This is a genomic window from Marinococcus halophilus (assembly GCF_900166605.1).
Classification (GTDB): Bacteria; Bacillota; Bacilli; order Bacillales; family Marinococcaceae; genus Marinococcus; species Marinococcus halophilus.
Map to the genome: position 1 here is coordinate 876506 of NZ_FVZD01000006.1, position 19801 is coordinate 896306.

Annotated in this window: 17 protein-coding genes and 1 pseudogene; 13 read left to right on the forward strand and 5 right to left on the reverse strand. The window is 46.5% G+C overall.

The window, feature by feature from the left end; all coding sequences use genetic code 11:
* The first annotated feature begins 2 nt into the window (after positions 1-2).
* From B5066_RS10545 to fabF, 5 genes are all read left to right on the forward strand, one after another.
* Positions 3-1082: a carbamoyl phosphate synthase small subunit gene (locus tag B5066_RS10545; RefSeq protein WP_079475886.1), complete on the forward strand. Its 1080-nt coding sequence runs from the start codon at positions 3-5 to the stop codon at positions 1080-1082.
* Entirely contained in the window at positions 1075-4239 is a 3165-nt protein-coding gene (locus B5066_RS10550; protein WP_079475887.1) for a carbamoyl-phosphate synthase (glutamine-hydrolyzing) large subunit, read from the forward strand. The genes B5066_RS10545 and B5066_RS10550 overlap by 8 nt, the downstream gene beginning before the upstream one ends.
* A gap of 3 nt (positions 4240-4242) precedes the next feature.
* Positions 4243-5193: an ornithine carbamoyltransferase gene (argF, locus tag B5066_RS10555; protein WP_079475888.1), complete on the forward strand. Its 951-nt coding sequence runs from the start codon at positions 4243-4245 to the stop codon at positions 5191-5193.
* A gap of 126 nt (positions 5194-5319) precedes the next feature.
* On the forward strand, positions 5320-5493 hold the full coding sequence (locus B5066_RS16750) for a hypothetical protein (protein WP_158219149.1): 174 nt from the start codon (positions 5320-5322) through the stop codon (positions 5491-5493).
* Between the two features lie 154 nt (positions 5494-5647).
* The gene (gene fabF / locus B5066_RS10560; protein ID WP_079475889.1) at positions 5648-6892 is read left to right on the forward strand and encodes a beta-ketoacyl-ACP synthase II; all 1245 of its coding nucleotides are present in this window, start codon (positions 5648-5650) and stop codon (positions 6890-6892) included.
* Between the two features lie 38 nt (positions 6893-6930).
* Here fabF and B5066_RS10565 read toward each other — a convergent pair whose 3' ends face one another.
* The 4 genes from B5066_RS10565 to B5066_RS10580 all read right to left on the reverse strand — a co-directional run bounded on the left by B5066_RS10565 (position 6931) and on the right by B5066_RS10580 (position 12055).
* Positions 6931-9486: a CBS domain-containing protein gene (locus B5066_RS10565; RefSeq protein ID WP_079475890.1), complete on the reverse strand. Its 2556-nt coding sequence runs from the start codon at positions 9484-9486 to the stop codon at positions 6931-6933.
* A gap of 13 nt (positions 9487-9499) precedes the next feature.
* Positions 9500-9778 carry a hypothetical protein gene (locus B5066_RS10570; protein ID WP_079475891.1) on the reverse strand — a complete coding sequence of 93 codons (279 nt, stop codon included), beginning with the start codon at positions 9776-9778 and terminating at the stop codon, positions 9500-9502.
* Positions 9779-9861: 83 nt separating this feature from the next.
* Positions 9862-10851: a tryptophan--tRNA ligase gene (gene trpS, locus B5066_RS10575; protein WP_079475892.1), complete on the reverse strand. Its 990-nt coding sequence runs from the start codon at positions 10849-10851 to the stop codon at positions 9862-9864.
* Between the two features lie 208 nt (positions 10852-11059).
* Positions 11060-12055: a sodium:calcium antiporter gene (locus tag B5066_RS10580; RefSeq protein ID WP_079475893.1), complete on the reverse strand. Its 996-nt coding sequence runs from the start codon at positions 12053-12055 to the stop codon at positions 11060-11062.
* Between the two features lie 174 nt (positions 12056-12229).
* Between B5066_RS10580 and B5066_RS10585 the strand changes: the two genes are divergently transcribed.
* Positions 12230-12511: a YciI family protein gene (locus B5066_RS10585; protein WP_079475894.1), complete on the forward strand. Its 282-nt coding sequence runs from the start codon at positions 12230-12232 to the stop codon at positions 12509-12511.
* A 5-nt stretch (positions 12512-12516) separates the two neighbouring features.
* Positions 12517-13392 carry an NAD(P)-dependent oxidoreductase gene (locus B5066_RS10590; RefSeq protein ID WP_079475895.1) on the forward strand — a complete coding sequence of 292 codons (876 nt, stop codon included), beginning with the start codon at positions 12517-12519 and terminating at the stop codon, positions 13390-13392.
* Between the two features lie 52 nt (positions 13393-13444).
* On the opposite strand, the gene B5066_RS10595 is transcribed toward B5066_RS10590, so the two are convergent.
* A complete protein-coding gene (locus tag B5066_RS10595) occupies positions 13445-13972 on the reverse strand; it encodes an HD domain-containing protein (protein WP_079475896.1) in 528 nt (175 codons plus the stop codon).
* A 321-nt stretch (positions 13973-14293) separates the two neighbouring features.
* Here B5066_RS10595 and B5066_RS10600 point away from each other — a divergent pair.
* The 6 genes and pseudogenes from B5066_RS10600 to mecA all read left to right on the forward strand — a co-directional run bounded on the left by B5066_RS10600 (position 14294) and on the right by mecA (position 19737).
* A pseudogene (locus B5066_RS10600) lies at positions 14294-15500 on the forward strand (putative glycoside hydrolase).
* Between the two features lie 202 nt (positions 15501-15702).
* A complete protein-coding gene (locus B5066_RS10605) occupies positions 15703-16275 on the forward strand; it encodes a GNAT family N-acetyltransferase (protein WP_079475897.1) in 573 nt (190 codons plus the stop codon).
* An 18-nt stretch (positions 16276-16293) separates the two neighbouring features.
* Positions 16294-16434 (forward strand): hypothetical protein, encoded by a 141-nt coding sequence (locus B5066_RS16755; RefSeq protein ID WP_022795166.1) that lies wholly within the window; start codon positions 16294-16296, stop codon positions 16432-16434.
* Between the two features lie 109 nt (positions 16435-16543).
* On the forward strand, positions 16544-17995 hold the full coding sequence (gene aldA, locus B5066_RS10610; RefSeq protein ID WP_079475898.1) for an aldehyde dehydrogenase: 1452 nt from the start codon (positions 16544-16546) through the stop codon (positions 17993-17995).
* A gap of 382 nt (positions 17996-18377) precedes the next feature.
* Entirely contained in the window at positions 18378-18773 is a 396-nt protein-coding gene (gene spxA / locus B5066_RS10615; RefSeq protein ID WP_022795164.1) for a transcriptional regulator SpxA, read from the forward strand.
* A 301-nt stretch (positions 18774-19074) separates the two neighbouring features.
* Positions 19075-19737, forward strand: a complete 663-nt coding sequence (mecA, locus tag B5066_RS10620; protein ID WP_079475899.1) for an adaptor protein MecA — start codon at positions 19075-19077, stop codon at positions 19735-19737.
* The last annotated feature ends 64 nt before the right edge of the window (positions 19738-19801 follow it).

Here is a 19801-nt window from a genome sequence, read left to right on the forward strand (position 1 = left end):
AAATGAAAAGTTATATAAAGTTGGAAACAGGCGAAATATTTGAAGGCAGCTGGCAGCAAGCCTTTCCGGATACGTATGGGGAAATTGTATTTTTTACAGGAATGACCGGCTACCAGGAAGTAATGACTGATCCTTCCTTTCATGGACAGATAGTGGTTTTTACCTACCCCCTGATTGGAAATTACGGTGTGAATCCAACCGACAATGAAAGCACGCAGCCACAGCCGGCGGGTATTGTTGTTAGTGAAGCATGCAGTACTTCAGGACACTACGAAGGCGACCAGACGCTTGCAGAAGCAGCACTTGCTGCTGGAATCCCTGTTATGGAAAATGTAGACACCCGGGCGCTCGTCAAAAATATCCGGGAAAAGGGAGATATGGGTGCTGTTATGACTGGTGATCCGGATTCTGTAAACGTTGGAGCGTATGAGCCGCTCGGCGAGCGTGATGTGATTGAAACTGTAACGGTGGATAAGCAGATAACGGTCGGCAGCGGCGACCGGCACGTAGTGGTGATGGACTTTGGCTACAAACAGTCGATGGTGGATCAGCTGAACAAAAAAGGGTGCAAAGTGACGATCGTGCCTTACGATACGCCGAAACAAACTATTGAAAATCTGGCTCCCGATGGCCTTCTGTTTTCCAATGGCCCCGGCAACCCCAAACAGCTTGAGCATTATTTGAGTACGTATAAGGAGCTTGCCACAACCTATCCGACATTAGGAATCTGCCTGGGCCATCAGCTACTTGCGCTGGCTTTCGGCGGAGATACGGAGAAGCTGCGCTTTGGCCATCGCGGTGCGAATCAGCCGGTGCAGGACCTGAAAACAAACAAAGTTTTTATGAGTTCTCAAAACCACAGCTATGTCGTTACGGATGAATCCTTGCCGAAAGACTCCTTCCAAATAAAATATAAAAACGTCAATGATGGCTCGGTAGAGGGCATGGTGCATACAAAATTTCCAATCATGACAGCACAGTTTCATCCCGAAGCCCATCCAGGGCCGGCAGACAGCGAAGAGATTTTTGATGAATTTTTGGAAACGATAGAGAATAAAGGGAGAGAAGCCACCTATGCCTAGAGATAAAAATATAAACAAAGTATTGGTGATCGGCTCCGGCCCAATCGTCATTGGGCAGGCTGCAGAATTTGACTATTCAGGTACCCAGGCCTGCCTGGCGCTGCGGGAAGAAGATATCGAAGTCATCCTGTTGAATAACAACCCGGCGACTGTGATGACAGATGACACCTGTGCTGACAAAGTATATTTTGAGCCGCTTACTGTAGAAACAGTGGAACGGATCATTGAACAGGAGCGTCCGGACGGGGTACTCGCCACCCTTGGCGGCCAGACCGGACTAAACCTTGCACTTGCTTTTTCCGAACAGCAGACGCTTGAAAAGTACGGGGTAGAGCTTCTTGGTACCCCGATCGACTCCATCCGGCAGGGAGAGGACAGAGAAGCATTCCGTGCTCTCATGCACGAGCTCGGAGAGCCAGTGCCTGAAAGTGAGATTGTGGAGAAAAAAGCAGAAGCACTGGCGTTTGCAGAAAAAACAGGCTATCCAATTATCGTGCGACCCGCTTACACGCTTGGCGGCGGCGGCGGCGGTATCGCCCAAAATGAAAGCGAGCTTAGCTACATCATCGAAGGAGGGCTTGAAGCAAGCCCAATTCATCAATGTCTGGTGGAGAAAAGCATTGCCGGCTTCAAAGAAATTGAGTATGAAGTAATGCGGGATGCAAATGACACGTGCATCACCGTATGCAACATGGAGAACATCGATCCAGTAGGAGTCCATACCGGAGACTCCATTGTGGTGGCTCCGTCCCAGACGCTGACAGACGTAGAGTATCAGATGCTTCGGAGCTCTTCGTTAAAAGTTATCCGGGCGCTTGGGATTGTAGGCGGATGTAATATTCAGTTCGCACTCGATCCTGCCAGCAAGCAGTATTATTTAATTGAAGTGAATCCAAGGGTCAGTCGTTCCTCCGCGCTTGCTTCTAAAGCCACCGGTTATCCGATTGCCCGTATGGCAGCCAAAATCAGCATCGGGTATCACCTCCATGAACTGTTAAATCCGGTCACCGGACATACGTATGCAAGCTTTGAACCCGCACTGGACTATGTAGTAGTCAAATTTCCGCGCTGGCCATTTAATAAGTTTTCCTACGCTGACCGCACGCTTGGCACACAGATGAAGGCAACCGGAGAGGTCATGGCCATCGAAAGAAATCTTGAGGCCGCTCTGCAGAAGGCGGTAAGGTCGCTTGAGATCAAGCATGACGGGCTGGCTCTGCCGGAATGCAGGGAAGTGCCAGATGAAGATATACTGCCTGCGATACTAAAGCAGGACGACAAGCGGTTCTTTTATATTATGGAGTGGCTCCGCCGGGACGGGGATATGGAAACGATCCACAAAAAGACAGGCATTCAGTACTTTTTTCTCAGAACATTTTCAGCTCTTATTCAAAAAGAAAAAGACATTGCGGCGCTTCCATGGGGACAGTGGAGCGAAGGCCAGTTGCTCTCATGGAAAAAGGCTGGTTTTACGGACGAACAGCTGCATACGCTCTCCGGCGTCGGAACAAAAGAAATACTTCAGCTGCGGGAGCAGTTAAATATGTTTCCTTCATACCATATGGTCGATACGTGTGCAGCAGAATTTACTGCAGAAACACCGTATTATTATTCAAGCTGGTATAAGGAAAGCGACCGTGAGGCCGAGCCAACAGAAAACAAAGTGCTCGTCCTCGGGTCAGGCCCGATCCGTATCGGACAGGGCATTGAATTTGACTATTGCTCGGTGCACGGAGCACGTGCCTTGAAGGAGGCAGGCTACGAAGCCGTAATAGTAAACAACAATCCTGAAACGGTAAGCACCGATTTTGAAATGGCAGATCATTTGTATTTTGAACCACTCACAGCCGAAGATGTGCTTCACGTGGCAAAGGAAGAGCAAGTAACAAAAGTGATTGTGCAGCTTGGCGGCCAGACCGGCATAGCGCTGACTGAATCGCTTGAACAAGCAGGGATGGAAGTGCTGGGGACGACGTCTGATATTATCGACCAGCTGGAAGACCGGGACCGTTTCTACCAGTTTATGCAGCAGGTAAACGTGCCTCATATTCCCGGAGTTTCCGGCCGCAGCAGAGAAGAAACGCTGAAGCAGGCGGAAGAAATCGGCTATCCGGTGCTTCTCCGGCCTTCCTATGTAATTGGCGGCCGCGGCATGGCAATTGCGACCAAAGAAGAAGAACTGGTGGAGTATATTGAAGATCCGGCCAACGATATTGAATACCCAATATTAATTGATTCCTACAAGCCGGGCACAGAGCTTGAGGTGGATGTATTAACAGACGGCAAAGACATATGGATACCTGGTATATTTGAACACGTGGAGGAAGCGGGCGTTCATTCAGGCGATTCGATGGCTGTGACTCCTCCGTTCAGCATTAGCGAAGAGGTAAAGCAGCTGTTGGTGGACTATACGCAGAAAATTGCGGAAGGCATGGATTTTCACGGTATTTTTAATATCCAGTTCGTCTACGAAGCCGGTGAATTGTACGTAATTGAAATAAACCCAAGAGCATCGCGGACAGTGCCGGTCTTTGCCAAAATCACCGGAGAAAAAGTGATCGAAGGGGCGGTGCATCTGCTGCTTGGCCATTCACTTAAAACATGGATGGAAGAAGCGGGCCTTCATGAGGAGCCGGGCTATTACACAGTGAAAGCTCCGGTCTTTTCCAACGATAAATTAAGCGGACTCGACCCGGTACTGGAAGCAGAAATGAAATCCACCGGGGAGCTGATCGGTATATCCAAAGATCTTTCCGGGGCTTTCCAGAAAGCATTTGCATGGTCAGAAACCCAGGTGCCTCTTCTGTTTAAAAAAACTGGAAGTGTCTATTGCGAAATTGCTGCCGGGGAATACGACAAAGCAAAGCCGTCCCTGGACAAACTCGAAGGCATGGGTTACACATTAGTGTTCCCGCAACAAATACCGTTTGATGAATGGATTCACTCAGAGGATGCTTTAGCTTTTATCAGTATCCCGGAGGTGGGCCATAAAACAGGCAAAGAGCGCCGCCAAAAAGCATTAATTGAACGTAAAACAATTGTAACGAATGCACGTACGCTAAGTGTGATGGTTCAGGCGATTCAGGGAGCACCAGAGCTGCCTGCCCCAATTGAATCATGGCTGCAAAATTACGCTTTGTCCGAAAAAGGAGTGTAACAAATGGCAACGAACCTGAATAATCCTGCCTCAAATCTGCAGCAGCAGAGTATCTTAACACTGCTTGATTTTTCTGCGGAGGAAATCAAGCAGCTGCTTGAACTGGCAGCAGATATGAAAAACAACCCTGGAGCATATTATACCCATCTCGCGCACCGGTCCCTTGGAATGATTTTTGAAAATGCGTCGACGAGGACCCGCGTATCCTTTGAGGTAGCAATGACCCAGATGGGCGGCCATTCCTTATTTCTGAGCCCCCGGGACATGCAGATCGGCCGCGGGGAGCCGATCAAAGATACAGCCAAAGTGCTCTCAAGGTACGTGGATGCTTTAATGATTCGGACAAACGACCACGGGAAAGTGGAAGCACTCGCAGATCATGCGGATGTACCGGTGATCAATGCTCTCACTGATTTATACCATCCGTGTCAGGCGCTTGCCGATTTGTTAACTGTGCAGGAGCAAAAGGGAAGCTTTCAGGGCTTAAAAAGCGCCTTTATTGGCGACGGGAACAATGTTGCTCACTCCTGGATGATAGCAAGCGTGAAAATGGGGATGGATGCGGTGCTCGCAGCGCCGGAAGGATATGGCCCAGATCCGGGAGTCTGGAAGCAGATTGAACAGGCCGCGGAGCAGTCCGGAGCTTCAGTCACCCGCACCAGGGACCCCGAAGAAGCAGCAGAAGGAGCGGACGTTATTTATACGGACGTCTGGACAAGCATGGGATACGAAGAAGAGCAGGCGAAACGCCTCGCGGCTTTTAAAGGCTTTATGATTTCTGAAGAACTGACAGCAAATGCAGCAAAGGACTATATCTTTTTGCATTGCCTTCCTGCACACCGGGAAGAAGAGGTGGCGGCGTCGGTCATTGACGGCCCTCATTCAGCCGTTTATGATGAAGCGGAAAACAGGCTGCACGTGCAAAAGGCAATACTCGCTTCAGTCATTAGCTAGACCGGGTAACCGTTCCTGTACACAGGGGCGGTTTCTTTTGTGAGAAGAAAGGAGGATAATCACTTGGATTAGCAGATGCCTGCTTGTATAATTGCCGGGAAGGCGGTAAGAAGCGGGAGGGATGACATGACAATGCAGCGTGCTGTGGCAGGGGTAATTATTTTTATCTGTGTATTGATTGCTGTATATTCAGGCATCGTTTATTTTTTTGAGGGCAGCCAGACGACAGCTGTTCTTACAGCCATTATAGGAGCGTTAATCGCTGAATGGACCTATCACCGGTCGTTTGTAAAGGAATAAAGGTTATATGAACAAAACGGCGTGCAGAAAGTAGACAACTGTGCCCTATTCGTATAAAATTATTGCCAGACTAATGAAAATATCCAGTCTGATTCGGTACATAGGCCTGGAGAATATACAGGAAAATGCGGAAGATAACAAAGGAGAGAGTGGCATGAATGAAAACAGGCGAGTGGTTGTAACGGGAATGGGAACAGTCAACCCGTTAGGCCAGACAGTGGAATCCTCATGGAAAAACGCTGTCGACGGAGTATCCGGCATTAATGCTATTGAGAGGGTGGATGTTTCTGAGCTTCCGATGAAAATCGGGGGAGAAGTCACAGATTTTGACCCTTCGGCTTATTTGGAAAAGAAAGAACTTCGGAAAATGGACCGCTTCACCCAGTTTGCAATTGTTGCTTCCATGCAGGCACTCGAAGATGCGGATTACACAATTACAGAAGAAAATGCAGCTCGGACTGGTGTATGGATTGGCTCTGGCATTGGTGGAATGGAAACGTATGAAACCCAGTTCCAAAATTTTATGGAGCGTGGCTATAAACGGGTAAGCCCGTTCTTTGTGCCAATGATGATTCCGGATATGGCTTCCGGCCAGGTTTCCATCTATACAGGGGCCAGGGGAGTGAATTCCTGTACGGTTACGGCATGTGCTACAGGCTCCAACTCCATCGGAGACGCCTATAAAGTAATTCAGCGCGGCGACGCTGATGCTATGATTACCGGGGGCACAGAAGCGCCGATCACAAAAATGGCAATCGCCGGATTTAGTTCCGCCAAAGCGATTACCATGAATGAAGACCCGGACACAGCGTCCCGTCCGTTTGATAAAAACCGGGACGGGTTCGTGATGGGTGAAGGAGCAGGCATCTTAATGCTTGAAAGTCTGGAGTCCGCTGAAGCGAGAGGCGCAGAAATTTATGCTGAAATCGTGGGCTACGGCTCCACCGGTGACGCCTATCACCTGACGGCACCAGCGCCGGACGGCGAAGGGGCTCAGCGGTCCATGCAGATGGCTATGGATGATGCCGGACTTAAAGCAGAAGATATTCAGTACATTAACGCTCACGGCACAAGCACCCAGTACAATGATAAATTTGAAACTACTGCCGTGCGTAAAGTGTTTAAAGACCACGCGGACCACGTATGGATGAGCTCGACGAAATCCATGACCGGCCATCTGCTTGGAGCAACCGGGGGAATTGAAGCCATTTTCAGTATTCTATCGTTAAAAGATAATGTAGTGCCGCCGACCATTAATCTGCACGAGCCGGATCCGGAATGCGATCTTGATTACGTGCCGAACGAATCCCGTAAAGGCGACATTCAGGCTGTTCTCAGCAACACCTTTGGATTTGGGGGGCATAACGCTACCCTGGCATTTAAAAAATGGCAGGCATAAAAAGAGCCCGGGCAAAGCGCCCGGGTTTTTTTATGCACTTAGGGCTGGCAGCTGTGAATAAGAGCTTCCGCGTAATTGAGCGCTTCCTGGGAAGAAGTGATTTCTTCATTAATAATGGCTTTTTCGGTTTCACTGATAATGAATTTATAGAGCGGTCCGGGGCGGAGTCCGAGGCGCCGAAGGTCAGCGCCGGAAATCCAGGAGGGAAGCTCTTGCCATTTCTCCTGGTACTGTCTGAGCAAAGACGCTTTTTCCGGCTGCCGGGCACTGTATTCAAGGCAGTAAACAGCGATGTCAACTGAAAGAGGGGAGACATGCGCAGCTATCCGGTGAAAATCACCGGGTCTTTCAATAGAGAGTGCCCAGCTTTCATCGAGCAGGTGATGCACATGCCGGACCAGCTGTTTATCCTGTTTCCGTACGGCCACCCGCCCAGCCGATAGCACCCGCCCGCTTTCCTGAAGAAACAATGGCAGCAGGGTCATGAACAAAGATGATTGAAGACTGGTGATATAAGGAAGCAATCGTTCTGCCGTATTATCCCAGACCGCTCCAGGCAGAAAGGCAGATAAAACATCTAGCTTCTGGAGACGGTGAAATAGCTGGGCAGGAGGCATTTCAGCTGTGAGTCGCTGAAATTCAGCCAGTATTCTGTCTGTCGACAACGCATGAATAGCGTTAACCGCCTGGGCAATAAAAGCTTCGGTTTCATGATCCATGGCAAAATCAAAGCGATGTTCAAAGCGGATAGCCCGAAGAATGCGGGTTGGGTCCTCCACAAAGCTTAAATTGTGCAGCACCCGGATAGACCCTCGTTTTAAATCCTCGAGCCCGGAAAAATGGTCAATGAGATTCCCGAACTCTTCAGGATGAAGGGCAAGAGCCATAGCGTTAATCGTAAAATCCCGCCGGAATAAGTCCTCTTTTAAGGTAGAACTTTCCACGTCCGGCAGGGAGCCGGGCTTTTCATAAAATTCGGTGCGTGAGCTTGCGATATCCATTTTTAATCCGTCCGGCCAAGTAATTGTAGCAGTTCCAAAAGCTTCGTGCTTATGAATTTCACCGTTCCACTTGGAAGCGATATCTGAAGCAAAGGCAATGCCGTCGCCTTCGACAGCAATATCTATATCTTCATTGCCCTTCTGTAGAATAATGTCGCGAACGACGCCGCCAATTAAATAGGTGCGCAAATGCTGCCGGGCGCCTTCTTCACCGACTGCCCGAAGCCGCCGCTGAATCGAATCAGGCAGAGTCATGCGCATGTTTTCTTCCATATTGACCGTTTCAGAGGCAGTAGAATCTTCACGAAGGCGGGCAATGATGTCACTGCGCGAAACGAGGCCGATTAACGCCCCGCGGCGGTCGATAATGGGCAGCCGGCCAACGTTATGCTGAACCATCTGCTGCTGCAGTTCTTCAAACCGGTGGTGTGGGGACGCGGTATGCAAATTAGAGCTCATGTATCCCTTAACAGGAGCATGCCCCAGCTGATGATGCATTGCTTTATCAATATCGCGGCGGGAAATAATGCCTACCAATTCATACTGGTCGTTTACGACCGGGAAGCCACTATGGCCGTAGCGGAGTACCATACCTTCTGCTTCTTTGATGGTCGTTTCAGGTTTTAACGTCTTCACCGGCCTGCTCATTAGTTCTTCTGCAGTAATGGAACGTCCTACTGCAGCCTGGAGCTGTGATTTAATCTGGTCATAAACATCATCAAGCAGCTGATCTTTGATGGTGGCAGACCCGGCCCGGGAATGTCCGCCACCGCCAAAAGGGGCTAAGATATCCGGAAGATGAATGCGGTCGGTAGCCGATCGGCCGATAACGAATATTTTTCCCTGGGCTTTGGTCAAGGTAATGACAGCGCTAGCACCGGTTGTTTCTATCAAATTCGAAGTAACAGTATTCAAGCCGCCGATGTGCTTGTCGCCGGCATCAAATTTTGTGATTAAAAGCTGAAGTCCTTCGCGTTCGATGATCTCTGCTGCTCCGAGATATGCCCTTAGAGCATACTGCTGATCCGGAGAAAGAGACTCTTCCATATATTGACCCACAGTATCTAAATTCATGCCCTGCTCCATTAAAAATACTGCAGCCTGCAGATCTCTAAGCGTTGTACTCGGGTAGACGAGCGATCCGGTATCGGTATATAACCCAAGAGCTAACAGAGTGGCCTCGGTTGGAGTAAGAGAGAACTGGCGCTGTATTAGTTCTTCAATAAGAATGGTGACGGCAGCGCCTGTTGGTTCGATCCTTGCATCGATTGCTGCTTCCGGTGACCCAGGCACTTTTTTGTTTGTATGATGGTCATAAATAATCCAGTGCGGTGCTGAGGAAAAGGTGAGTCCGTCCCTGGCCCGGTCCGGTTCGGAGACATCAGTCAAAATTACTGTATGCAGATCATTCCAATCGATATGGCGGGAGGACACAAATGGAAATTCATCTTTAAAAAGCGCCAGGTATTCATTAACTTCTTCGGATTGATCCTCCTGCAGAACGAGACGGGCTTCCGGATAAAGCCTGGAAGCAGCTACAGCAGAAGCGAGAGCGTCAAAATCCATATGGCGGTGGGTCAAAATTACATCCATGGCAGCTGCCTCCTTAGTCGCTGTTTTTTACATGCATCAAATGACTGTGGAAGTGATTGAGCGCCATGGTAAGAATGGCTTCAGGCCGGGTCTGGTCGGCCTCCATATTCACTTCGTCAAAATACCGGGTAATATCTTCAAGCTGGTCTTTTTGCTCCTTGTATAAATGAACCTGCAGCACCCGGGTTTCATTTGCAAGTTCCCGGGCCAGCTGGTTGATGGACTGTTGCAGCTCCTCAGATTGTTTAAGCAGCTCGCGCAGCTGTTTTTGTTTTTCTTCTCGTACAGTCACTTTCGACCCTCCAGGTGCGAGATATATTTCCTCTATACTAATACCCGGGAAGGAAAAAATAAAAGCTCCCGACTTGGGAGCTTCTACCGTTTCTTTCGTTCAAGGCCCATGGCACGCTCTGCTTTTGCAAGCATTTTGGAGGAGGCCAGGCGGGCCGTTTCTGCCCCTTGATCTAATATCTCATCGAGCTCTGAAGACGCCATCAGTTCTGCGTGGCGCTCCTGAAGCGGCACGAGAATATCAGCAACAGCGGCACCGGTCTCTTCTTTAAGAGAGCCGTAGCTTTCTGAGCTGAGCTTTTGCTCCGCCTCTTCGATGCTGATGTTTTTAGAAATAGCGTAAATAGTAAGGAGGTTGCTTACTCCGGGTTTATTTTCAGTATCATAGCGGATCTCCCGTCCCGAATCCGTAACAGCGCTTTTCATTTTCTTCATGATCGTCTTTTCATCATCAAGCATAGAGATGAAAGCTTTTTGATTGGAATCAGATTTGCTCATTTTCTTATCCGGATGCTGCAGAGACATAATCCTTGCCCCGTTTCCGGCAATTTTTGTTTCCGGAACGGTGAAGATATCATTGTATTGCTGATTGAAACGTTCAGCGAGCGTCCGTGTCAGTTCCAGATGCTGCTTCTGGTCTTCACCGACGGGAACAATATCTGTACCATATAAAAGAATGTCTGCTGCCATCAGCGGCGGGTAAGTCAAAAGAGCGCCGGGCACTCCTGAGCGTCCTTCAGCCTTGTCTTTAAACTGGGTCATGCGTTCAAGCTCCCCGATATAGGCAATGCATTGAAGCATCCAGCCAAGCTGGGCGTGGGCAGGAACCTCCGATTGAATAAAAATCGTTGCTTTTTCAGGATCGAGGCCGGCGGCGATATACAATGCTGCCAGACTCCGAGTGTTGTGCTGCAGCTCCTGCTTACCTTGAGGCACTGTGATAGCGTGCTGGTTTACAATACAGAAAAAACTGCGGTAGTCCTTCTGTAAATCGACAAAATGTTTGATTGCTCCCAGATAATTGCCGATGGTAGGTGTTCCGCTCGGCTGGACACCGGAAAAAACGGTTTTCATATTATACATCCTTTCATCCAAAACTTACTTCCGCTGATTTTTATATTTAAGAACAAGAAGGGCGGACCACTCAATAACGAGTGCGATAAAGAGAATAAATCCCGGCCAGGCAGGAAATCCTCCGAAGCGAGCCTGCAGGGCAAGCGCTGCTATCCACAATAGAGCTGTTATAAGCATCCACAGACGAAGGCTGCTTTTCATGGCTTCATCACCACTCAGCCCCCAGGCCGATAAAGGTTAAGTAGGAGGCGATAAAGTAAACAATGACAAGGGTTATGGAAGGCCAGAGATAGAAGGCTGGTGTTTTCCGCTTGCTGCCTCGCAGGACTGCGTAAAATACTATGGCAGCAAGAAGCGTAATGCCGAGAGAAGTCACCAGGTTTGTCCGGCTTGCTGCGGAAATGATTGGTTCTCCTCTGTAAAAAATATCACTCAGGGCAAGCAGAGTTAAATTGAACAAGTTGCTTCCCAAAATAGAACCCAGCGCCAGATTGTAGTTTTTCAGCTTCATCGCTACATAAACAGAAACTGCTTCAGGCAGGGAGGTTGAAGCAGCTATTAAAAAACTGCCGATAAAACTTGAGCCCAGGCCTGTTATTACAGCGATCTGGTCGCCGGTAGTCGTGAGGACTGTACCAGCGGCCAAGGTGAATAAAGCAGCGATAATAAATCCAATTCCAGCCTGGCGCAGTGAAAGATTCGGCTTTGGCACCTCTTCTTCTTCTTCGTCTGGAATAACCCCTTCATTCTGGCGGTTTGCCCAGACTATCCCGACTGCATAAAAAATTAAAAGGGCGAGCGCATCAATACCGACACCAAAAATATTCCAGGACAGCTGAAGAAGAAAAGCTGCTCCCGTGACAAAAGCAAGCAGCGCTCCCAGTCCAGCTGTATATGTATGTCCTGGGGAAACTCGGTTGAACAGCCTTCTTCGGCGGTAAAAAATATCAAATACAGCAATAATAAGAATGTTAAATAAATTACTTCCAAGCACGTTGCCTACGGCAATATCCGGATTATCCAGAAATACAGCCGTTAAACTCGTCGTAACTTCCGGCAGGGAAGTGGCTCCAGCAAGTAAAAGAGTACCGACCATCATGCCGCCAAGAGAAGATTTTTCGCTGATAATATCAGAGTACGAAGACAGCTTAGTGGCAGCGATAACTGTAACAACAGCCGCTATAAAAAAGAATACAAAGACCAATGATGGGGCCCCCTCTCTAACAATAATTTCAGCTTAAAACGCTTTAGAACAGGGTTAGTGTACCTTAACTTGCCCGGAAGGTCAAAAGGAAGCTGCGTGAAAACCCCTTCATCTATGTAAATATTGGAGGACAACGTCTATAATAAAATAGAAAGACTTCAAAGGAGGGCTACTATGAAGATATTTGCTGTACTGCTTACAATGAAAGACGAAGAAAAATCGCAAAAGTTCCGTTCCCAGCACCTGAAGTTTCTTGAGGATGAAGAACTGAACGGGAATGTGCTGGCTTATGGGCGTTTTGTTGATGGAGCCGGAGGTTTAATCATGTACCGCGGGGAAGAAGAGGAGGCTGTACGGAAAATAGTTGAACAGGATCCTTACATACAGCTTGGCGCCCGGGATTATCACATGCATGAGTGGGATATGAACTCGCATGTCTGGACGAAAGGAGAATAGTATTTATGAAAAAAGCTGCTTTCATCGGCCTTGGAAACATGGGCATGCCGATGGCCATCAATATTTTGAATAAAGGATTTGACGTATACGGAATCAACAAAGGAAACGAAAAGGAAGATCGCTTTCAAAAAGCCGGGGGCACTACCGGCATCACTCCGGCTGAGGCAGCCGGGCAAATGGATGTCGTCATGACCTGCCTGCCGAAACCAGAGCATGTAGAGGAGATGATGCTCGGTGAAAACGGGGTAATTACGAATGCTTCGCAGGGACTTCTCGTCATCGACTTCAGTACGGTGTCGGCAGAGCTGCATGAAAAAATTGAAGCAGAGGCAGCTCAAAAAGGCGTGGATTATCTGGATGCTCCGGTCAGCGGTGGAACAACGGGAGCAGAAGCAGGAACGCTTGCTGTCATGGTTGGCGGGAGCGAACAAGCTTTTGAAAAAGCGGGGCCAATTTTTGAAGCGGTAGGCAAAAATATTACGTATGCTGGCAGTATCGGTAAAGGCACCAAAGTGAAATTGATTAACCAGTTTATGGTAGGTATGCATACCGCAGCGGTAAGCGAAGGGTTAACAATGGCCGAAAAAGCCGGAGTTGATCTGGAAATGCTTCATTCCGTTATTACTAACAGCATGGGGCAGAGTAAAATCTATGACCGTCACTATACAGAATTTCTTCATGACAATAAAGAAGAGACTGGATTTGCGCTTGAACTGCTTTTGAAGGATCTCGGCCTGGCTAAGGAAATGAGCGATCGTGTTGGAATTTCTCCAAGAGCGGGAAGAGAGGTACTTTCATTGTTTGAAGGAGCAGATCGCGAAGGATTCGGGAAAAAAGATATGAGCAGCTTGTTTTATTACGTAAAAAACAATGAAAAATAAAATATGTAGACACGGAACCTGCCTTCCTGCGTGAAGGCGGGTTCTTTTCATTTTACGAATGCATAGCTTCCGAAACAGCACGCCCAAGGCGTTCATCGAGAGAATGAAGGCGGGTGAATGCTTCTTCTTCTGTAATCGTCCGGTAGTGATGCCTTCCAGACGGCTCTTCATCAAGTTCATCTGCATCCGCAACTACTTGCTGCAGCGGAGTGCGCTGGATATTAGCTGCCGGAAGATACGAATCGGTATGCAGTAAAACGGCCATACTGACTTCTTTTGCCCGAGCCGGTTCTTCGCCGAGCCGGATTAACAGCTTGTGCGCCCGCTCTGCTCCCTTAATAGCATGAATGTCGTTCGTCCGGTACTCTTCAAAGTCCCATTTCCCATTTTTGTAAAAAAGGTAATGGCCCATATCATGCAGAAAACCAGCTTTTACAGCGAGATCAACATCCACGTTTCGTTCTCCGGCAAGCTCTAATGCTATATCAGCCACACGGATGGCATGGGCAAGTCCGGAACGGCGGACATACTTTTGAGTAATTGGGTGTTTGTAAATATCAATCATCGTTACTCTGCTCATTATTGTTCCTCCTTTGTAGATTATTTTGCAAAAGGGCCCCGGCCAATGAAGGCTAAGGACCCTGTGGAAGTACTGCAAGTTTTAAAGATATTTTTAATAGTATAATAACTGTGAGCCCAGATTGCAAGAGAAATGAAAGATTAACTGCCATTCAGTTATTATTTTAAATATTTAAATTTATAAGCAAAAAAATAGCTGAAAATTAAAAAGATGGTTGGTAATATGTATTATTACACGTATAATTGAATAAAGAAAATAATTCCAGTAAACAGTGACTATTTAATTGCTTTTTTTACAAAAAATATCGAAGGCAGGGACAATATGAAAAAAAAGTTAGGCATTTGGACCTTATCAGCAGTATTAACTGTTGTTTCAGGACTTACTGTGGCAGAAGCAAAAGCAGAAGAAGGAAACGAACACGATTTGGCGACGATGACGGCCGGCGGGCATACATTAACCCTCGCAGGCAGCATGCCGCGCTTTACATATGACTCAGGGCTGGATTTCAGCTACCCTGAAGAGGGAGTTAAAGGAATATATGTGACCGGTCACTCGGCGGGCGGCGCTCGAATGGATAAGTTAATTGATCTTATTGACTCCACGGATCTGAACGCCATGGTAATAGATATTAAAGACGATCACGGGAATTTAACATTCAGCGTGCCGGAAGGCTCGGAGCTTCCTGATATAGGGAAAAATATGATCAAGGACCCCGAAGCCCTGATGAAAAAACTGGAAGAACATAATATCTACCCAATCGCCCGTATCACTACCTTTAAGGATAATGTGTTTGCCAAAAAGCACCCGGAATATTCCTATCAGACAGCTGGGGGAGCTACGTGGTCGAATGGAAGCGGCCATATGTTTACTAACCCGTTCATGAAAGAAGTATGGGATTATAATCTTCAAATAGCAGAAGAAGCGGCGAAGCTCGGTTTTCAAGATATCCAGTTCGATTACATTCGTTTTCCGGAAGGGTTCGAAACACGGGATGACCAGCTCACTTACTCTACTGGCGACTATGACAATGGGGATGACAATGTGCAGGAAAGAGTAGACGCCGTTACAGATTTTGTCGCCTATTCTGAAGAGACGCTTCAAACAAAGTATAATGTAAATGTCTCAGCAGATATCTTCGGTTATTCAGCTACCCAGGAACGGGCTCCGGGTATCGGCCAGGATTTCCGGCTGATTTCTGAAAATGTAGACGTTATCAGCTCCATGATCTACCCAAGCCATTGGGGGAGCGGTTTTTAATATTGATAAACCAGACAAGCAGCCGTATGAGGTGATCGATGCTTATGCAAAGGCAGAAACAAAGATTTTATCAAGTCTCGAAGAGCAGCCGATAACCCGGCCGTGGATTCAGGATTTTACTGCAAGCTATTTAGGAAGCGGTAATTATCTTCATTACGGAAGCACTGAAGTGGAGGCGCAGATTCAGGCGCTGCAGGATAACGGCATTGAAGAGTACCTGCTGTGGGACGCCCAGAATTCTTATTCCAAAGGTACAGACTATACGCCGTAAAAAGAAAATCAAAGGAGCGGGGGATGAAAACCGCTCCTTTTTGCTGTGCGCACGAGTGTGAAAGAGTAAATGCAACAACATTTCTCTTTGGGGCTTGTATATAGGAAAGAGCGCCTTCAGAAAGCTTAAATAAGTACTGAAGACACTTACTATATACCAGGTTTCGCGTTATAATATACTTAACACAAATTTGGGGGTCATTATGTCTAAACTAAACTGGTACGAAAAATTGAACCAATACTTTCCAGTTGAAGAGATGAAATCAAAAAAGCATATGGAAGTTCTGCTGGATGAAAAAGGTGATATTTACCATAAGGATGAGGGACCTCGCCATGTTATGATGTATGTAGAAACCGAAGAATTTGTTTTTATCGACTACCTGCTGGTAGCGAAGGAAGCTAGAGGAGAAGGACTCGGACAGAAATTACTTGATAGCCTTAAAAGTAAGAATAAACCGATAATTTTAGAAGTGGAACCCCTTGATTATGAAGAAAGTGACACAGCGAAACGGTTTCGTTTTTATGAAAGAGCCGGGTTCCGGCAGGCGAAATCCATCGGCTACAGCAGAATTTCTCTGGCAACAAATGAAGTGAACACGCTCGAAATTTTGTATTGGTCGCCGGACGATGCCTCAGAAGAAGTTATTTATGAAAAAATGAAGCATACGTACAAAAACATTCATACGTACAAAGACGAAGAAATCTATGGTAAAGCGTATCAGGATGTGACTGAAGTGCTCACGTATGATAACAAAGATGAATTAAAGAACGCTTAGAAAGGAGGGCGAAGCGGTATGAAAAATGCAGTTGCAAAAAAACGCAGAAAAATGAAAAGAGAAGTGCTGCGGGATATGCTTAAAAAGAATCTCAAGGGCCTGAACAAAGAAAAATCGCCCGAAAAGGGCGTTCCAACTCCTTCAAGACACACCGCTTAATACAATGGAAGCGCAGCTCAGACGGGCTGCGTTTTTTATATGCCGTAAGGTTTGAGAGGCTGGTTGAGGTGGAACAATCCTTAATGTAAAGAAAATAGGAGGGTTCCTAATGCAGACACATCAACTGTATATCAATGGAGAATACGTAAACGGATCCAGCGATGAATATATTGAAATTGAAAACCCGGCGACGGAAGAAACCATTTCGCGTACGGTAAAAGCGACAAAAGAAGACGTGGATAAAGCTGTTGCTGCCGCATCTGCAGCCCAAAAAGGATGGGAACTGACACCAAATATCGAACGCGGTAATATTGTCCGCGCTCTTGGAGATAAAATTGAAGCAAACAAAGACCGCTTTATTGATCTTCTGCAGGAAGAGCAGGGCAAGGATTACGGACTTGCGAGCGGTGAAGTGGAACTTGCTATTGATTATTTCCGCTACATGTCCGAGTGGGCAAGAAGAATTGAAGGAGAGATTCTTCCGAGTGATCGGGAAAATGAGAATATTTTCATTTACAAAAAACCGATAGGAGTCGTCGGAGGCATTGTGCCTTGGAATTTTCCAGTATTTATTTTAGCCAGGAAAGTAGCCACGGCTTTGATGACCGGCTGTACAATTGTCCTGAAGCCGAGTCAGCAGACACCGAACACAGCCATTGAATTCACGAAAATCATTGACGAAATGGATGAAGTGCCAAAGGGCGTCTATAACCTGATTACAGGTACAGGCTCGGAAATAGGCAACGCCCTTGCTTCTCATGAAAATGTAGATATGATCACAATGACAGGCAGTGTGCCTGCAGGAACAAAAGTAATGGAAGCTGCGGCGCAGAACATTACAAAAGTGAATCTGGAGCTTGGCGGGAAAGCCCCAGCCATTGTAACAGCAAACGCAGATATCGAGACTGCAGTGAAGCATATTACAACCTCCAGGCTTGCCAATAATGGCCAGGCCTGCACGAACGCAGAACGGGTGTATGTGCATGAAAGCATAGCTGAAGCATTTACCAAGCGCCTGCAGGAAGCGTTTGAACAAAAAACAATGGGGGATCCGCGTGCCTCTAAAGATGCAGACGTCGGTCCGCTCGTAAGTAAAGATCGCCTCGATGAAGTGCATGCGATGGTGGAAAACGCTAAAAAATCTGGAGCGAAAGTAGTAGCTGGCGGTGAACAGGGTGACCAGAATAAAGGTTATTTTTATAAGCCGACGGTAATCAGCAACGCCCGTCATGACATGGAAATTATGCAGGAAGAAATATTTGGGCCGGTTATTCCTATCGATACGTTCCAAACACTTGATGAAGCAATAGAAAAAGGCAATGACACTGTGTTTGGCCTTTCCTCTTCTGTGTACAGTGAAGATATGAATGAAATTATGAGAGTAGTGAACGAGCTGCGTTTTGGCGAAACGTATGTTAATCGGGAAAACTTTGAAGCTGTGCAGGGCTATCACGCCGGTTTTCGCAAATCCGGACTCGGAGGCGCCGATGGCAAGCATGGGGTGGAAGACTTTCTGGCCACACATGTTGTGTATATGCAGTATAATAACGAAAAAAATTAAAGAAATTTGGCTGGAGGGTGAACCTTCAGCCATTTTCTAACGTATGTATAGTAAGGGTGGAAACAATTGAATGATTTGTTGAAAAACAAAGCAAGTAATTGAGAATCGTTCATTCAAAATAAAAAGTGAACAGTTTAGATGAATTGTCACAAAACGTTAACAAATTAAACGCTTATAAAGTTTTAAAACCATGATGAAGAGGTATAAACAGAGTATTGCTAAATTAAAGTCCAAAAGTATAGTTGTTCACAAACTAATTAAAACCTCTTTTCAAATTAGAATAATTATTGTATAATAAGCTTGTGACTAAAAAGCAGAGAATATTATACGTTGTTTTCGCCCATTTTAATCCCAATAGTTGGGGAAGGAGAGATTTGTTAACATGGTGACATTGCTTACATCTCCAAGTTGTACATCCTGTCGGAAAGCGAAAGCATGGTTGGACGAACACGAGATTGCTTATAATGAAAGAAATATTTTTGCAGAACCTTTAACTGTGGATGAAGTAAAAGAAATCGTCCGCCTTACAGAAGACGGCACAGACGAAATTGTCTCCCGTCGTTCGAAGGTTTTTCAGGAATTAGACGTAGAAATGGAGAATCTTCCATTGCAGCGCCTTTTTCAATTAATCAGCGAACATCCCGGTCTCCTCAGAAGACCGATCATCTATGATGATAAACGACTGCAGGTAGGATATAATGAAGCTGAAATCCGTCGTTTCCTTCCAAGAAAAGTCCGTACTTTTAACTTGATGGAAGCGCAAAAAATGGTAAACTAAAAAGAAAGAAAAATTTCGGCGCCGGTCGGAATTTTTCTTCTTTTTATAATTACGCTTTGTTTTGCTAAAATGAGTTTCATTCCTTGACATGAGTGTGATTTTATCTGAAAATATAAAACCAAACCAGTGTTATATTATTGATGCTCCGCTCCCTCAACGAACGTTGCATCCTGGGATGAGCACAACTCACAAAGGGTCTAATACGGTGCTGTGATTAAAAGGATTACTATATGTTATTGTTAGGGTATAGTATTTTATAGTAGTCAGAAAACCGACCCTAGCTTGAGGAGGGAGAAAAATAGTGGAAATCGAAAGAATCAACGAGTCGACAGTGAAGTTTTACATTACGTACACGGACATCGAAGACCGTGGTTTCGATCGGGACGAGATTTGGTATAACCGTGAACGTGGAGAAGAATTATTCTTTGACATGATTAATGAAGCTCACGACTTAGAAAATTTTGAAATAGAAGGCCCGTTATGGATTCAGGTACAGGCACTCGACCAGGGCATGGAAATTGTTGTAACTAGAGGACAAGTGACTGATGGAAATGTGAAGCTTGAAATTCCGGTTTCAGAAAACAAAGAAGAAGCTCCGGTAGACGATAACATCGTAGATATGCTTGACGAACAATACCGTTCGTCAAAATCAGACAGAAATGGGTCGCTTGAGTCTGAGGATTTGGAAATCGTTATTTCGTTCCAGGATATGGAAGATCTAATCAGCTTGAGTAAAGCTTTTCATGTATCGGATGTGCACAATGAAGTATACTTCTTTGAAAACCGGTATTATCTTTATTTAGTATTTGATCAGCGTTATACAGAAGATGAACAGGACAATATGGTAAGCCACGTGCTGGAATACGGAAATGAATCAGATCTATCCATTTTCCGTATACGTGAGTATGGTACAACGATTGCCTCTGAACACGGTCTTCAGACCTTTAACGAAAACTTCTCATAAGTGTGTATCCCTAAGAGACTGGCGTGTGGCGCTGGTCTTTTATTTTTTTATAAAATCCCCTGCA

What these genes read in the sequence shown, in the direction of transcription:
- B5066_RS10585 (WP_079475894.1), top strand. Translation starts at nt 12,230, where the DNA reads ATGAAGATATTTGCTGTACTGCTTACAATGAAAGACGAAGAAAAATCG.
- argF (WP_079475888.1), top strand. Translation starts at nt 4,243, where the DNA reads ATGGCAACGAACCTGAATAATCCTGCCTCAAATCTGCAGCAGCAGAGT.
- B5066_RS10565 (WP_079475890.1), bottom strand. Translation starts at nt 9,486, where the DNA reads ATGGATGTAATTTTGACCCACCGCCATATGGATTTTGACGCTCTCGCT.
- aldA (WP_079475898.1), top strand. Translation starts at nt 16,544, where the DNA reads ATGCAGACACATCAACTGTATATCAATGGAGAATACGTAAACGGATCC.
- trpS (WP_079475892.1), bottom strand. Translation starts at nt 10,851, where the DNA reads ATGAAAACCGTTTTTTCCGGTGTCCAGCCGAGCGGAACACCTACCATC.
- B5066_RS16755 (WP_022795166.1), top strand. Translation starts at nt 16,294, where the DNA reads ATGAAAAATGCAGTTGCAAAAAAACGCAGAAAAATGAAAAGAGAAGTG.
- fabF (WP_079475889.1), top strand. Translation starts at nt 5,648, where the DNA reads ATGAATGAAAACAGGCGAGTGGTTGTAACGGGAATGGGAACAGTCAAC.
- B5066_RS10590 (WP_079475895.1), top strand. Translation starts at nt 12,517, where the DNA reads ATGAAAAAAGCTGCTTTCATCGGCCTTGGAAACATGGGCATGCCGATG.
- B5066_RS10605 (WP_079475897.1), top strand. Translation starts at nt 15,703, where the DNA reads ATGTCTAAACTAAACTGGTACGAAAAATTGAACCAATACTTTCCAGTT.
- B5066_RS16750 (WP_158219149.1), top strand. Translation starts at nt 5,320, where the DNA reads ATGACAATGCAGCGTGCTGTGGCAGGGGTAATTATTTTTATCTGTGTA.
- spxA (WP_022795164.1), top strand. Translation starts at nt 18,378, where the DNA reads ATGGTGACATTGCTTACATCTCCAAGTTGTACATCCTGTCGGAAAGCG.
- B5066_RS10550 (WP_079475887.1), top strand. Translation starts at nt 1,075, where the DNA reads ATGCCTAGAGATAAAAATATAAACAAAGTATTGGTGATCGGCTCCGGC.
- B5066_RS10545 (WP_079475886.1), top strand. Translation starts at nt 3, where the DNA reads ATGAAAAGTTATATAAAGTTGGAAACAGGCGAAATATTTGAAGGCAGC.
- B5066_RS10595 (WP_079475896.1), bottom strand. Translation starts at nt 13,972, where the DNA reads ATGAGCAGAGTAACGATGATTGATATTTACAAACACCCAATTACTCAA.